General features: G+C 67.0%; 15 protein-coding genes and 2 pseudogenes. 14 read left to right on the plus strand and 3 right to left on the minus strand.

Annotation, left to right across the window (positions count from 1 at the left end):
- Window positions 1–219: 219 nt before the first annotated feature.
- The 6 genes and pseudogenes from HMPREF2581_RS17810 (at window position 220) to HMPREF2581_RS17835 (ending at window position 5,114) form a co-directional block, all read left to right on the plus strand.
- Window positions 220–609, plus strand: coding sequence for a response regulator (locus HMPREF2581_RS17810; RefSeq protein WP_003088884.1), 390 nt, complete (start codon window positions 220–222; stop codon window positions 607–609).
- 17 nt (window positions 610–626) lie between these two features.
- Window positions 627–3,149, plus strand: coding sequence for a DNA ligase D (ligD, locus tag HMPREF2581_RS17815; protein ID WP_011666679.1), 2,523 nt, complete (start codon window positions 627–629; stop codon window positions 3,147–3,149).
- Between the two features lie 75 nt (window positions 3,150–3,224).
- The gene (locus tag HMPREF2581_RS17820) at window positions 3,225–3,440 is read left to right on the plus strand and encodes a PLDc N-terminal domain-containing protein (protein ID WP_003088893.1); all 216 of its coding nucleotides are present in this window, start codon (window positions 3,225–3,227) and stop codon (window positions 3,438–3,440) included.
- Window positions 3,441–3,459: 19 nt separating this feature from the next.
- Entirely contained in the window at window positions 3,460–3,699 is a 240-nt protein-coding gene (locus HMPREF2581_RS17825; protein WP_003100805.1) for a metallothionein, read from the plus strand.
- A 10-nt stretch (window positions 3,700–3,709) separates the two neighbouring features.
- A pseudogene (locus HMPREF2581_RS17830) lies at window positions 3,710–4,257 on the plus strand (CinA family protein).
- Window positions 4,254–5,114, plus strand: coding sequence for an SDR family oxidoreductase (locus HMPREF2581_RS17835; protein WP_003109865.1), 861 nt, complete (start codon window positions 4,254–4,256; stop codon window positions 5,112–5,114). The pseudogene HMPREF2581_RS17830 and the gene HMPREF2581_RS17835 overlap by 4 nt, the downstream one beginning before the upstream one ends.
- 19 nt (window positions 5,115–5,133) lie before the next feature.
- Here the strand turns inward: HMPREF2581_RS17835 and HMPREF2581_RS17840 are convergent, their stop codons facing one another.
- Entirely contained in the window at window positions 5,134–5,322 is a 189-nt protein-coding gene (locus tag HMPREF2581_RS17840) for a hypothetical protein (RefSeq protein ID WP_003088902.1), read from the minus strand.
- Between the two features lie 243 nt (window positions 5,323–5,565).
- Here HMPREF2581_RS17840 and HMPREF2581_RS17845 point away from each other — a divergent pair, with 243 nt between their 5' ends.
- The gene (locus HMPREF2581_RS17845; protein WP_003088904.1) at window positions 5,566–5,853 is read left to right on the plus strand and encodes a DUF2513 domain-containing protein; all 288 of its coding nucleotides are present in this window, start codon (window positions 5,566–5,568) and stop codon (window positions 5,851–5,853) included.
- 52 nt (window positions 5,854–5,905) lie between these two features.
- Window positions 5,906–8,344, plus strand: a complete 2,439-nt coding sequence (locus tag HMPREF2581_RS17850) for a glycogen/starch/alpha-glucan phosphorylase (RefSeq protein WP_003088906.1) — start codon at window positions 5,906–5,908, stop codon at window positions 8,342–8,344.
- Between the two features lie 6 nt (window positions 8,345–8,350).
- Here the strand turns inward: HMPREF2581_RS17850 and HMPREF2581_RS17855 are convergent, their stop codons facing one another.
- Together HMPREF2581_RS17855 and HMPREF2581_RS33210 are read right to left on the minus strand one after the other, a co-directional pair.
- Complete coding sequence (locus HMPREF2581_RS17855; RefSeq protein WP_003100818.1) at window positions 8,351–8,749, minus strand: hypothetical protein; 399 nt, start codon at window positions 8,747–8,749, stop codon at window positions 8,351–8,353.
- An 85-nt stretch (window positions 8,750–8,834) separates the two neighbouring features.
- Window positions 8,835–8,999, minus strand: a complete 165-nt coding sequence (locus HMPREF2581_RS33210; protein WP_003160214.1) for a hypothetical protein — start codon at window positions 8,997–8,999, stop codon at window positions 8,835–8,837.
- A gap of 248 nt (window positions 9,000–9,247) precedes the next feature.
- On the opposite strand from HMPREF2581_RS33210, the gene HMPREF2581_RS17860 reads away from it, so the two are divergent.
- From HMPREF2581_RS17860 to HMPREF2581_RS17885, 6 genes and pseudogenes are all read left to right on the plus strand, one after another.
- A complete protein-coding gene (locus tag HMPREF2581_RS17860; protein WP_003088912.1) occupies window positions 9,248–9,415 on the plus strand; it encodes a con-10 family general stress protein in 168 nt (55 codons plus the stop codon).
- 68 nt (window positions 9,416–9,483) lie between these two features.
- Window positions 9,484–11,625 (plus strand): annotated as a pseudogene (gene katE / locus HMPREF2581_RS17865) (catalase HPII); the annotation flags it as partial.
- Between the two features lie 96 nt (window positions 11,626–11,721).
- Window positions 11,722–11,856, plus strand: a complete 135-nt coding sequence (locus HMPREF2581_RS33575) for a PSPA7_2676 family Cys-rich small protein (protein ID WP_003088917.1) — start codon at window positions 11,722–11,724, stop codon at window positions 11,854–11,856.
- A complete protein-coding gene (locus tag HMPREF2581_RS17875; RefSeq protein ID WP_003088919.1) occupies window positions 11,853–12,344 on the plus strand; it encodes an MgtC/SapB family protein in 492 nt (163 codons plus the stop codon). The genes HMPREF2581_RS33575 and HMPREF2581_RS17875 overlap by 4 nt, the downstream gene beginning before the upstream one ends.
- Before the next feature lie 13 nt (window positions 12,345–12,357).
- Window positions 12,358–12,600 carry a hypothetical protein gene (locus HMPREF2581_RS17880; RefSeq protein WP_003088922.1) on the plus strand — a complete coding sequence of 81 codons (243 nt, stop codon included), beginning with the start codon at window positions 12,358–12,360 and terminating at the stop codon, window positions 12,598–12,600.
- 22 nt (window positions 12,601–12,622) lie between these two features.
- On the plus strand, window positions 12,623–13,504 hold the full coding sequence (locus tag HMPREF2581_RS17885) for a non-homologous end joining protein Ku (RefSeq protein WP_003139563.1): 882 nt from the start codon (window positions 12,623–12,625) through the stop codon (window positions 13,502–13,504).
- Window positions 13,505–13,620 lie beyond the last annotated feature (116 nt).

Here is a 13,620-nt window from a genome sequence, read left to right on the forward strand (position 1 = left end):
GCTGGACCCCGGTCGACGCGGTTGGTGCCGGCGGGCTTACCAGCGGTCCGCGCGGGTCGGGCAATCTGCACGATGAACAGGCGCCTTCCGGGCACTCTGCTGATCGCACTTTGCGATCAGCCCGCGCCCAATCGCCGTGGTCACGCTGCTCCGGCGCAAGCGGGGCGGACGGCGCGAACCTTGCAGCGAAGCCTTCCTGACAATCCGACAGGGAGAACCATGGTGAACGGAGAAAACAAGATCGTCCTGGTCCTCGAAGAACACGCCGACCAGCTCTGGCGGATCGAGGAATTCCTCCTTGATCGAGGCTACGCGGTGCTCAGCGCGGCGAGTCGCGACGAAGCCCTCGACCACCTGGCCTCGGACGCGGTGATCGACCTGTTCCTGCTCAGCGAGCAGCTCGAAGGTCCTCTGAGCGGCAGCATGCTCATCGAAACCAGCCTGCCGGTGCGCCCGCGGATGCGGGTGATCCTGCTCAGCGACAGCGCTCGCGTCGGCATCGACCCGGCGGCACCCTATCCGGTGCTGCTCAAACCAGTGACCCTGGAGGAACTGGGGAAAGCCATCGACCTGGTCCTGCACAGCGCGCCGGTCTGCCCCGGCGTCTGACCACCGAGGAGCCCGCCATGCCCAGCAGCAAGCCGCTCGCCGAGTACGCCCGCAAGCGCGATTTCCGCCAGACCCCGGAGCCCAGCGGCCGCAAGCCTCGCAAGGACAGCACCGGTCTGCTCCGCTATTGCGTCCAGAAGCACGACGCCAGCCGCCTGCACTACGACTTCCGCCTGGAGCTGGATGGCACCTTGAAGAGCTGGGCGGTGCCCAAGGGGCCGTGCCTCGACCCGGCGGTGAAGCGGCTCGCGGTGCAGGTTGAGGACCATCCGCTGGACTATGCCGATTTCGAAGGCAGCATCCCCCAGGGGCACTACGGCGCCGGCGATGTCATCGTCTGGGACCGAGGCGCCTGGACGCCTCTGGACGATCCGCGCGAGGGCCTGGAAAAGGGCCATCTCAGCTTCGCCCTGGATGGCGAGAAACTCTCCGGGCGTTGGCACCTGATCCGCACCAACCTGCGCGGCAAGCAGCCCCAGTGGTTCCTGGTCAAGGCCAAGGACGGCGAGGCGCGCAGCCTGGATTGCTTCGACGTGCTGAAGGAGCGTCCCGACAGCGTGCTCAGCGAGCGTACGCTGCTGCCCCGCCATGGCGAAGCCGCCACGCCCGCGGCCAGGCCGGCGCGACGCGGCAAGAGCGGGGGGAAGACGCCGATGCCCGAATGGATCGCCCCCGAGCTGGCCAGCCTGGTCGAGCAGCCTCCGCGAGGGGAGTGGGCCTACGAACTCAAGCTGGACGGCTATCGGCTGATGAGCCGCATCGAAGACGGCCACGTGCGCCTGCTGACCCGCAACGGCCATGACTGGACCGAACGCCTGCCGCACCTGGAGAAGGCATTGGCCGGGCTCGGTCTGCAGCGCAGTTGGCTGGACGGCGAACTGGTGGTCCTCGACGAGGAGGGTCGACCGGACTTCCAGGCCCTGCAGAACGCCTTCGAGGAAGGTCGCGGCGAGAACATCCTGTACGTCCTCTTCGACCTGCCGTACCACGAAGGCGAGGATCTGCGCGATGTCGCCCTGGAGGAGCGCCGCGCGCGCCTGGAGGCGCTGCTGGAAGGGCGCGACGAAGACCCGCTGCGGTTCTCCGCGACGCTCGCGGAAGACCCCCGCGACCTGCTGGCCAGCGCCTGCAAGCTCGGTCTCGAAGGCGTGATCGGCAAGCGTCTGGGCAGCGCCTACCGTTCGCGCCGCAGCAACGACTGGATCAAGCTGAAGTGCCAGTTGCGCCAGGAGTTCGTGATCGTCGGCTATACCGAGCCGAAGGGCTCTCGCCGGCATATCGGCGCCTTGCTGCTCGGCCTCTACAGCCCTGACGAGGAGCGCCGGCTGCGCTATGCCGGCAAGGTCGGCAGCGGCTTCACCGCGGCCAGCCTGAAGAAGGTCCGTGAGCGCCTGGAACCCCTCGCGGTCCGCTCCAGCCCATTGGCGAAGGTGCCGCCGGCGCGCGAGACCGGGTCGGTGCAGTGGGTGCGCCCGCAACAGCTGTGCGAGGTTTCCTATGCGCAGATGACCCGTGGCGGGATCATCCGCCAGGCAGTGTTCCACGGCTTGCGCGAAGACAAGCCGGCGCGCGAGGTGACCGGCGAGCGTCCCGCCGGCCCGCCGCCGCTGCGCGGCGCGCGCAAGGCCGGCGCCGGTGCGTCGCGGGCGGCCACCGCCGGCGTGCGCATCAGCCATCCGCAGCGGCTGATCGACCCGTCGATCCAGGCCAGCAAGCTGGAACTCGCCGAGTTCCATGCGCGCTACGCCGACCTGCTCCTGCGCGACCTGCGCGAGCGCCCGGTGTCGCTGGTGCGCGGCCCCGACGGAATCGGCGGCGAACTGTTCTTCCAGAAGCACGCGGCGCGCCTGAAGATCCCCGGCATCGTCCAGCTCGACCCGGCGCTCGATCCCGGTCATCCGCCGCTGTTGCAGATCCGCAGCGCCGAGGCGCTGGTCGGCGCGGTGCAGATGGGCAGCATCGAATTCCATACCTGGAACGCCAGCCTGGCCAACCTGGAGCGGCCCGACCGTTTCGTCCTCGACCTCGACCCGGACCCGGCGCTGCCGTGGAAGCGCATGCTCGAAGCGACCCAGCTGAGCCTGACGTTGCTCGACGAGCTGGGCCTGCGCGCCTTCCTCAAGACCAGCGGCGGCAAGGGCATGCACCTGCTGGTGCCGCTGGAGCGCCGGCATGGCTGGGACGAGGTCAAGGATTTCGCCCAGGCCATCTCCCAGCACTTGGCGCGCCTGATGCCGGAGCGTTTCTCGGCGGTTTCCGGGCCGCGCAACCGGGTCGGCAAGATCTTCGTCGACTACCTGCGCAACAGCCGCGGCGCCAGCACCGTGGCCGCCTACTCGGTGCGCGCCCGCGAAGGGTTGCCGGTGTCGGTACCGGTGTTCCGCGAGGAACTCGACTCGCTGCAGGGCGCCAACCAATGGAACCTGCGCAGTCTGCCGCAGCGCCTCGACGAACTCGCCGGCGACGATCCCTGGGCCGACTACGCCGGCACCCGCCAGCGCATCAGCGCGGCCATGCGGCGCCAGCTCGGGCGCGGCTGACCGTCCGCGAAAAAGGCGGAACTCCCCCGGCGCACAGGGCCTCCACCGTGCAACGAGATGCCGAGGAGGCCCCCGATGGATACCGCCTACCTGATCCTCGCGCTGCTGGTCCTGTTGCTCCTGGTGGATGCCTGGGCCATCAACAGCGTGCTCCGCAGCGACAGCTCCGCCAGTCGCAAGCTCGGCTGGTCGCTGCTGATCCTGCTCCTGCCCGTGCTCGGCCTGGTCCTCTGGGGCTGGACCGGCCCCCGTGGCTTGCGCCCGGTGACCTCACCGGAACACAGCAAGTGAACCCCACTGGAGACTGCCCATGAACAGCGAAACCTGTGCCTGTCCTAAATGCACCTGCCAGCCCGGCGCCGATGCCGTCGAACGCGACGGCCAGCACTATTGCTGCGCGGCCTGCGCCAGCGGCCACCCCCAGGGCGAGCCGTGTCGCGACGCCGATTGCCCCTGTGGCGGCACCACCCGGCCCCAGGTGGCGGAGGATCGCCAGCTGGACGATGCGTTGAAGGAGACCTTTCCCGCCAGCGACCCGATCTCGCCCTGAGGAGCGTGCCATGCCCGACCTGCAACTCGCGGATGAGGCCTCTCGCCTGGTGGCCTACCTGCGTAGCGCCGACCTCAGCCTGATCACCGCGGAATCCTGTACTGCCGGGCAGATCAGCGCCGAACTGTCGGCGGTGGCCGGCAGCGGCAAGGTGATGGAAGGCGGCTTCGTCGTCTATTCGCCGGCGGCCAAGCTTGCCCTGCTGGGGCTCGACCCGAACTGGCTGGAGCGTTTCAACCTGACCAGCGTGGAGGTCGCCGAGGCCATGGCCAGGGCGGCCCTGCAACGCAGTCCGGCGAGCGCCGCGCTGGCGGTCACGGGGTTGCTCGGCAGTGAAGCGAAGGACGGCATCCCGCCCGGTACCGTGTGCTTTGCCTGGGCCTTCCGGTTGCCCGCCGGCCTCGCCCTGTTCTCGCGCCGCGAGCGCTTCCATGGCGACCCCGCGCGGATGCGCCGGGAAGCCACCCGCTGGGCGCTGCGGCGCCTGCCCGAATTCCATCAACGCGCCTTGCGCGGCGAACGCGCCTGAGGCGTCCGACAGAGAGGAAACCACCATGAGCGAACAGCGACAGACCCTGCCGGCGCAGCACCAGGATCAACGTCCCGGCCACGAAAGCGAGATGCAGCCGAAGCCGGAGTTCGTTTCCGCCGATTACCGTCCGGCGGCCAAGCTGGAGGGTAAGGTGGCCCTGGTCACCGGCGGCGACAGTGGTATCGGCCGCGCGGTGGCGGTGGCTTTCGCCCGCGAGAAGGCGGATGTGCTGCTGGTCTACCTGGATGAGAACGAAGACGCGGCGAAGACCCGCGAGATCATCGAGTCGCTCGGCCGCCAGTGCCTGGCGTTCGCCGGCGACGTCGCCGACGCCGGCTTCTGCCGCCAGGTGGTGGACACGCTAAGGCAGAAATGGGGGCGCCTCGACGTGCTGGTCAACAACGCCGGCGAGCAGCATCCGCAGGCGCGCCTGGAGGACATCAGCGAAGAGCAGTGGGAGAAGACCTTCCGCACCAACATCTTCGGCATGTTCCAGTTGACCAAGGCGGCCCTGCCGCTGATGGGCAAGGGCGGGGCGATCATCAACACCACCTCGATCACCGCCTACAAGGGCAACCCCCAGCTGATCGACTATTCCTCGACCAAGGGCGCGATCACCTCGTTCACCCGGTCGCTGTCGATGAACCTGGTCAACCGCGGCATCCGCGTCAACGCCGTGGCCCCGGGCCCGATCTGGACCCCGCTGATCCCGTCCACCTTCAGCGCCGAGAAGGTCGCCCACTTCGGCGCGGATACGCCGATGGGCCGGCCCGGCCAGCCGGAAGAGCTGGCCGCCAGCTACGTCTACCTGGCCTGTAACGACTCGTCCTACGTCAGCGGCCAGGTGCTGCACGTCAACGGCGGTACGGTGGTCAACGGCTGAGGCGCCCCGGCGGCCGCGTTCACTCGCGTGCCGCCGCCGGCAGCAGGGGGTAGACCCGCACCGCGCTCAGACGCTGCGGGAACAGCAGGGGATAGCAGAGTTGCAGGCGAACGTGCGCCTCGCTGGTGCTGAGGGTTGGCGCGAAAGTGGTGAGCACGGTCCGGCCGGGTTGTCCGGCGTCTGAGAAATGAACCATGAAAGCCTGCATCGGAGCGCTCCTGCCGGAATACGGGAAAGGTCACTGCTCAGTGAAGCTGCGCTCCAGCTCTCGCGCCAGTTCGCGCACCGACCGTTGGCAACGGCACTCCTCCCGACTGACGCCGGCGCCCGGCGGTTCCGTCGTGCGGCCCAGGCGGGCCGCCGGCGAAAAAGAATGAACCATCGCGGCCGCCGTGACTCCGCTTCTAGGTAGCCGGAACGGCCGGCCGCGACGCAGACAAGGAGCACGGCGATGAAACGCGACTGGGGGTTGATCAGGGATCTGCTGGAGCATCTGGAAAGCCTTGGCTTCGGCCAGCACTGGGAAGCGCGCGAGCTGCCCGGTCATTGCCGCGAGGCGGTGGCCTACCACTTGCAGTTGCTCAACCAGGCGCAACTGCTCTGCGGCAGCGTCCAGCATTCCTGGACCGGCCAGGAGCACTGGGTGGTCCACCACCTGACCCTGGCCGGCCACGACCTGCTCGACCGCCTGCGCCAGGAAAGCGCGGCGGCCGCCGTGCCGGTACGCAAGAGCGCCTGAGAAAACCCCGCAAGCACCGGCCTGCAGCGGCGGGCCGGAAGGAAGCCCGGCGATGCCCGACAGCCAAGACCAGACCCCGAGCACGGTCCAGACCCTGAAAGCCAGCATCCTCGCCAAGCTGCGCTACAGCGTCGGCCGCGACCCATCCACCGCCTGCCCGCACGACTGGTTCGAAGCGGTGGCCCTGGCGGTGCGCGACCACATCATCGACCACTGGGAGGAGGCCACCCCGCAAGGCGAAGCGCCCGCGCGCAAGCGGGTCTACTACCTGTCCCTGGAGTTCCTCATCGGTCGCCTGTTGCTGGACAACCTCGGCAACCTCGGGCTGCTCGAGGAAACCCGCCAGGCCCTTGCCGAGCTGGGCGTCGACCTGCAGCGGATCGTTGCCCTGGAGCCGGACGCGGCGCTCGGCAACGGCGGCCTCGGACGCCTGGCGGCATGCTTCATGGAAAGCATGGCCAGCCTCGACATTCCCGCGCATGGCTATGGCATCCGCTACGAGCATGGCCTGTTCCGCCAGGTGCTGACCGACGGCTGGCAGCAGGAGCAGACCGAGACCTGGCTGGATTTCGGCAATCCCTGGGAGTTCGAACGACCCGAGGTCAGCTACTACATCGACTTCGGCGGCAGCGTGCAGGTCGACAGCGAGCACAGTGGCCGTGCCATCTGGCGGCCGGACGAGCGGATCCGGGCGATCGCCTACGACACGCCGATCGTCGGCTGGCGGCGTGCCAGCGTCAACACCCTGCGCCTGTGGCGCGCCCGCGCCGAGGAAGACCTGCAACTGGACCGTTTCAACGCCGGCGACCATATCGGCGCGGTGGTCGACGTGGTCAAGGCGGAGAGCATCTCGCGGGTGCTGTATCCGGCCGACAGCACCGAGGCCGGTCAGGAACTGCGCCTGCGCCAGGAGTACTTCTTCGTCTCAGCCTCGCTGCAGGACCTGCTCGACCGCCACCTGCGCCATCATCACGACCTGCGTAGCCTGCCGGAACAGGTGGCGATCCAGCTCAACGACACCCACCCGGCGATCGCCGTCGCCGAGTTGATGCGGCAACTGGTGGACGTGCACCAACTGGCCTGGCCGGACGCCTGGGCGCTGAGCGTGGCGACCCTGTCCTACACCAACCACACGCTGCTCCCGGAAGCCCTGGAATCCTGGCCGGTGGCGCTGATGGAGCGCCTGCTGCCGCGCCACATGCAGATCATCTACCTGATCAACGCCTTCCATATAGACGCGCTGCGCGCCCAGGACATCCACGACTTCGACCTGTTGCGTTCGGTCAGCCTGATCGAGGAGGGCCACGGCCGGCGGGTGCGCATGGGCAACCTGGCGTTCCTCGGTTCGCACCAGATCAACGGGGTATCGGCCTTGCACACCGAGCTGATGCGCGAAACCGTGTTCCATGACCTGCATCGCCTCTACCCGCAGCGCATCAGCAACAAGACCAACGGCGTGTCGTTCCGCCGCTGGCTGTTCCAGGCCAACCCGGGGTTGACCGAGCTGCTGGTGGAGACCCTCGGCGCCGACCTGCTGGACACCCCGGAACGGCGCCTGCCGGACCTCGAGGAGCACGTCGAGGACGCCAGGCTGCGGGCGCGCTTCGCCGAGCAGCGCCGGCAGAACAAGACCGCCCTGGCGCGCCTGGTGCTGGACAGCCTCGGCGTGGCGATCGAACCGGAAGCGCTGTTCGATGTGCATATCAAGCGTATCCACGAATACAAGCGGCAGTTGCTCAACCTGCTGCACACCGTGGCGCTGTACCAGGAGATCCGCAACGACCCGACCGCCGACCGCGTGCCGCGGGTGAAGATCTTCGCCGGCAAGGCTGCCGCCAGCTACCACCAGGCCAAGCTGATCATCAAGCTGGCCAACGACATCGCCCGCACCATCAACGACGACCCCACCGTGCGCGGCCTGCTCAAGCTGGTGTTCCTGCCCAACTACAACGTCAGCCTGGCCGAGGCGATCATTCCCGCGGCGGACCTCTCCGAGCAGATTTCCACCGCCGGGCTCGAGGCCTCCGGCACCAGCAACATGAAGTTCGCCCTCAACGGCGCGCTGACCATCGGCACCCTGGACGGCGCCAACGTCGAGATGAGCCAGCGGATCGGCCTGGAACACATGTTCATCTTCGGCCTCAGCGCCCAGCAGGTGGAGCAGCGCCGGCAAGCCGGGGAGCTGGAGATGGGCGGGGTGATCGCGGCCTCGCCGCGGCTGGAGGAAGCCCTGGAGGCGATCCGCAGTGGGCTGTTCTCGGCCGACGACCGCAGCCGCTACGAAGGGCTGGTGGACGGCCTGGTGCACGACGACCGCTTCATGCTCTGCGCCGACTTCGAGGCCTACTGGCATGCGCAGTGCCGGGTCGAGGAAGTCTGGCGCGAGCCCGATCGCTGGTGGCGCTCGGCGTTGCTCAACGTGGCGCGGATCGGCTGGTTCAGCGCCGACCGGACGATCAGCGAATACGCCCGGGATATCTGGAAGCTATGAAGGGCCTTACCAGAAGCCGGCCGGGTGACGGCGTTCGGGGCCCTCCAGGCGAAGGTCGAAGGCGCGGCGGAAGAATACCGCCAGCTCGCTGTCCAGCACCATCGGGTTGATCGACGCCAGCTCGGCCGGCAGGCTGTGCCATTCCTGGGCCCCGGCCAGGTACTGGCGATGGATGACCCGCTCGCCGGGAATCGCCAGCAGGCTGTAGTGGCTTTTCTCGCCTCCCGGCTCGCCGACTTCCAGGCGCAGGCGAGGATGGCCGTCCTCGTCGAGGTCGAGGTCCACGTTGCAGTCCAGGCCGTAGCTGCGCGCCTCTTCGCAGGAGTCGACGAAAAGCGGTTTCGCCACCTGTTCGACGAGAGAAATGAAATAGTGCTGGAATCGCACTTCGTCACTGTTTTCCATGGCGAGTTCCATTTGTTTTAAAGTTCGACGATTAATTATTGAATGGGTCTATCGGAATGTCAGGGGTTGCAATAGAAAAGAATAATTAAGTGCCTCCGCCTGGGCATTCTTCGGTATTCGCTCCATGATATTCGGGGTAGGGTTCCTGATCACTGTCTCCCGGTTCGAAATTCCATTCATGGCAATCGCGATCGGGTTCTTCGTTGCTTACCACGGGATCGCTGTAGGCCGGATGCTCGTAGGGTTTCATGGTGCTCCTCCGAGATGTGCGGGCTTTCATCTGACGCAATTCGGGGATTCCTGTCAATGCTGGCAATGGAATAAGGCAAGAATCTTTGAACCCTATGGATTGCGCTCGAAACATGCTGGCAAAGCGCTTCGCTTTCATTCGCTGAAAATAATCTGAACCACTGGCGAAACACCCTCTCAGAGTTAGGGCATGCGCAACGCATGCGTCCATGAAATCTGTTCTGAAGAGATTATTCGGAGGAAATAGAAATGGCACAGCATCAAGGTGGTAAAGGCAACTTCGCGGAAGACCCGAAACGTGCTTCGGAGGCCGGCAAGAAGGGCGGCCAGGCCAGCGGCGGCAACTTCAAGAACGATCCGCAGCGGGCCTCCGAGGCTGGCAAGAAAGGTGGCCAGCGCAGCCACGGCGGGAACTGATAACCGCGCAGTGAAGTGAATGGGGCGGAGCAGGGAGGCATCCGCCCCATTTTCATGCCCAGGATGAGGAGAGGAAACCGATGAGCGAGCAGAACAACGAGCAGCGCAGCCAGGCGGCCGGCACCGACACCGTCGACCGTGGCAACAGCAACGCCAAGCTGGAACAGCTGGAGGCCTATCGCGAGGACGCCACCGGAGAGGCCCTGAGCACCAATACCGGCACCCGCATCGCCGATAACCAGAACACCCTGAAGGCCGGCGAGCGCGGACCGTCGTTGCTCGAAGACTTCATCATGCGCGAGAAGATCACCCACTTCGACCACGAGCGCATTCCCGAGCGCGTGGTCCACGCTCGTGGCTCGGCGGCGCATGGCTACTTCGAGGCCTACGAGGACCTCAGCGACCTGACCAAGGCCGGCTTCCTCGCCGAGGCGGGCAAGCGTACCCCGGTCTTCGTGCGTTTCTCCACCGTGCAGGGGCCGCGCGGGTCCGCGGATACGGTGCGTGACGTACGCGGCTTCGCCGTGAAGTTCTATACCGACGAAGGCAACTTCGACCTGGTCGGCAACAACATGCCGGTGTTCTTCATCCAGGATGCGATCAAGTTCCCCGACTTCGTCCATGCGGTGAAACCCGAACCGCACAACGAGATTCCCACCGGCGCGTCTGCCCACGACACCTTCTGGGACTTCGTTTCGCTGACCCCGGAGTCGGCGCACATGGTCATGTGGCTGATGTCCGATCGCGCCATTCCGATCGCCTACCGCAACATGCAGGGCTTCGGCGTGCACACCTTCCGCCTGGTCAACGCGGCCGGCGAGAGCGTGCTGGTCAAGTTCCACTGGCGACCGAAGTCCGGGACCTGCTCGCTGGTCTGGGACGAGGCGCAGAAGCTCGCCGGCAAGGACCCCGACTTCAACCGGCGGACCCTCTGGGAGGACATCGAGAAGGGCGACTATCCCGAATGGGAGTTGGGCCTGCAGGTGATCCCGGAGAACCAGCAGGACAGCTTCGACTTCGACCTGCTCGACCCCACCAAGCTGGTGCCCGAGGAGTTGGTGCCGGTAAGGGTGGTGGGGCGGATGGTACTCAACCGCAACCCCGACAATTTCTTCGCCGAGACTGAGCAGGTGGCGTTCCACGTCGGCCACCTGGTCCCCGGAATCGACTTCACCAACGACCCGCTGTTGCAGGGTCGGCTGTTCTCCTATACCGACACCCAACTGCTGCGCCTGAGCGGGCCGAACTTCAACGAAATCCCGATCAACCGCCCGCTGTGCCCGTTCCACAACAACCAGCGCGACGCGCCGCACCGGCAGACCATCAACCGCGGCCGGGCTTCCTATGAACCGAACTCGATCGACGGCGGCTGGCCGAAGGAAACCCCGCCGGCGGCGCGCAACGGCGGCTTCTCCAGCTACCACGAGCCGGTCAGCGGCAGCAAGCTGCGCAAGCGCGCCGACTCCTTCGCCGATCATTTCAGCCAGGCCGCATTGTTCTGGCACAGCATGAGCGAGGCCGAGCAGGCGCATATCGTCGCCGCCTACAGCTTCGAACTGTCCAAGGTCGAGCGGCAATCGATCCGTGAGCGCGAAGTCAACCAGATACTCCTCAACATTGATCCGCAACTGGCCGCCAGGGTCGCGGCGAACGTCGGTGTGCAGCTCGCCGCGCCGGCCAACCCGGCACCGCAGCCGAAGCCGTCGCCGGCGCTGAGCCAGATGAACCTGCTGTCCGGCGACATCCGTTCGCGCAAGGTGGCGATCCTGATCGCCGACGGCGTCGCCGAGAGCGACGTCAGCGACCTGCGCGACGCGCTCCGCCAGGAGGGCGCGGACGCCAAGCTGATCGCCCCCAGCGCTTCGCCGGTGCAGGCTGAAAACGGCGCCGAACTGAACCCGGAGGGAACCTGGGACGGCCTGCCGTCGGTAGCCTTCGACGCGGTCTTCGTGCCTGGCGGCGCGGCCAGCAGCCAGGCCATCGGCGCTGACGGACGCGGCCTGCACTACCTGCTGGAAGCCTACAAGCACCTGAAGCCAGTGGCCTTCGCCGGCGATGCCCAGGCGCTGGCCAGCCAGCTTTCGTTGCCTGGCGACCCCGGCGTGCTGCTCGGCGCCACGGCCACCGATGTCTTCCCCGGCCTGCGCCAGGCATTGATGCAGCACCGGATCTGGCAGCGCGAGGCGGCGACCAAGGCGATCCCCGCCTGAGGAGCGCCGCTGGCGAATCCGATCGCACCTTCCCGTCGTCTCGTCGGTCACAGCTGGAAAGGGCGGCTGGCCGAGCGATTCGGCGGGAGGACCCGGATGACCTTGCGTTGCCTGATCGGCGGTTGCGACTGGTGCCGGCAACCGGCGTTGCGACTGGGTGAGGAAACCTTCGACTGCGAGCGCTGCCTGCGTTGCGGTGCCCTGCGCTACAGCGGGATACAACGCCGATGAGCGCCTGGGAGACGTTGTGGAAGATCCTCGGCGAGGAGTTCGCCGATCTCGCCGACTTCGAGCAGACCGCCCGCGCCGCGTTGCGCCTGCTGCTGGCGGCGGCGCTCGGCGCGGTACTCGGCTACGAGCGCGAGCAGAGCGGCAAGGCCGCCGGCCTGCGCACGCACATGCTGGTAACCCTCGGCGCGGCGCTGTTCGTCATGCCGCTGCAATTGCAGGGTGGCGGGGCGGACGCGCTGAGCCGGGTGATCCAGGGCACCGTCGCCGGCATCGGCTTCCTCTGCGCCGGCACCATCCTCAAGGCAGGTCGGGAAAGCCGGGTCAGGGGCCTGACCACCGCGGCGGGACTCTGGGCCAGCACCGCCATAGGCGTCGCGGTCGGACTCGGTCACCAGGGTACCGCGGTGCTCGGGACGGTCCTGGCGCTACTGGTGCTGCATGTCCTGGCCTGCCTGAACCGTTCGCCGCCATCTTCCGATAGCCATTGAGGAGAGTTCCGTCATGTTCAAGGACTTCGACGCCTGTACCGCCTGGACCGACGCGATGCAGGAGCGCTGCCAGCCGGTCGGCCTGATCCTCTATCAGCCCAAGCGGCGTGGCGCGGCGGTACGCATGCTGTGGGTAGTGACCCCGGGTTGCAGTTGCCTGAGCGACGCCGAGACCGCCGCCGACAACCTGCTCCAGCGCATCACCGACATCGCCGCCGACGGCCGCGTGCGTTACGCGGACGGCGGCACGCTGTAACCACCAAGAGGAGGAAACCGGCATGGCGCGTGCGATCTGGAAAGGCGCGATCAGCTTCGGCCTGGTGCATATACCGGTGAGCCTGTCGGCGGCGACCTCGTCGCAGGGCATCGATTTCGACTGGCTCGACCAGCGCAGCATGGAGCCGGTCGGCTACAAACGGGTGAACAAGGTCACCGGCAAGGAGATCGAGCGCGAGAACATCGTGAAGGGCGTGGAGTACGAAAAGGGTCGCTACGTGGTGCTGAGCGAGGAAGAAATCCGCGCGGCGCATCCCAAGTCGACCCAGACCATCGAGATCTTCGCTTTCGTCGATAGCCAGGAAATTCCCCTGCAGCACTTCGATACCCCGTACTACCTGGCCCCCGACCGGCGCGGAGGCAAGGTCTACGCGCTGCTCCGGGAGACCCTGGAGCGCACCGGCAAGGTCGCCCTGGCCAACGTCGTCCTGCACACCCGCCAGCACCTGGCGCTCCTGCGGCCTCTAGAGGACGCCCTGGTGCTGATCACTCTGCGCTGGCCGTCGCAGGTGCGCAGCCTGGATGGCCTGGAGCTGGAGGAAAGCGTCACCGAGGCGAAACTCGACAAGCGCGAGCTGGAGATGGCCAAGCGCCTGGTGGAGGACATGGCCTCCCACTGGGCGCCGGACGAATACAAGGACAGCTTCAGCGACAAGATCATGAAGCTGGTCGAGGAAAAGGCCGCCAAGGGCCAACTGCACGCGGTGGAGGAAGAGGAGGAGGTGGCCGGCAAGGGCGCCGACATCATCGATCTCACCGACCTGCTCAAGCGCAGCCTGCGTTCCCGCGCCGGCGGCGGCAAGGACAAGGGTAGCGAAAAGGCCGGGGCCGACGCGAAGGGTCGCGCCAAGTCCGGTGCCTCGCGTTCGCGGCGCAAGGCCTGAGGCGAACCGCTGGGTAAATCAACCTGAACCAATCGGTCGCCGGCGGGCTCGGAATCAATGATCGTCCGCGCCGCCGGCCATTCGAGGCCGGCGGAAGCCTCGCGACCCATCGCCGA

The sequence above is a fragment of the Pseudomonas sp. HMSC057H01 genome (assembly GCF_001836405.1).
GTDB classification, from domain to species: Bacteria; Pseudomonadota; Gammaproteobacteria; order Pseudomonadales; family Pseudomonadaceae; genus Pseudomonas; species Pseudomonas aeruginosa.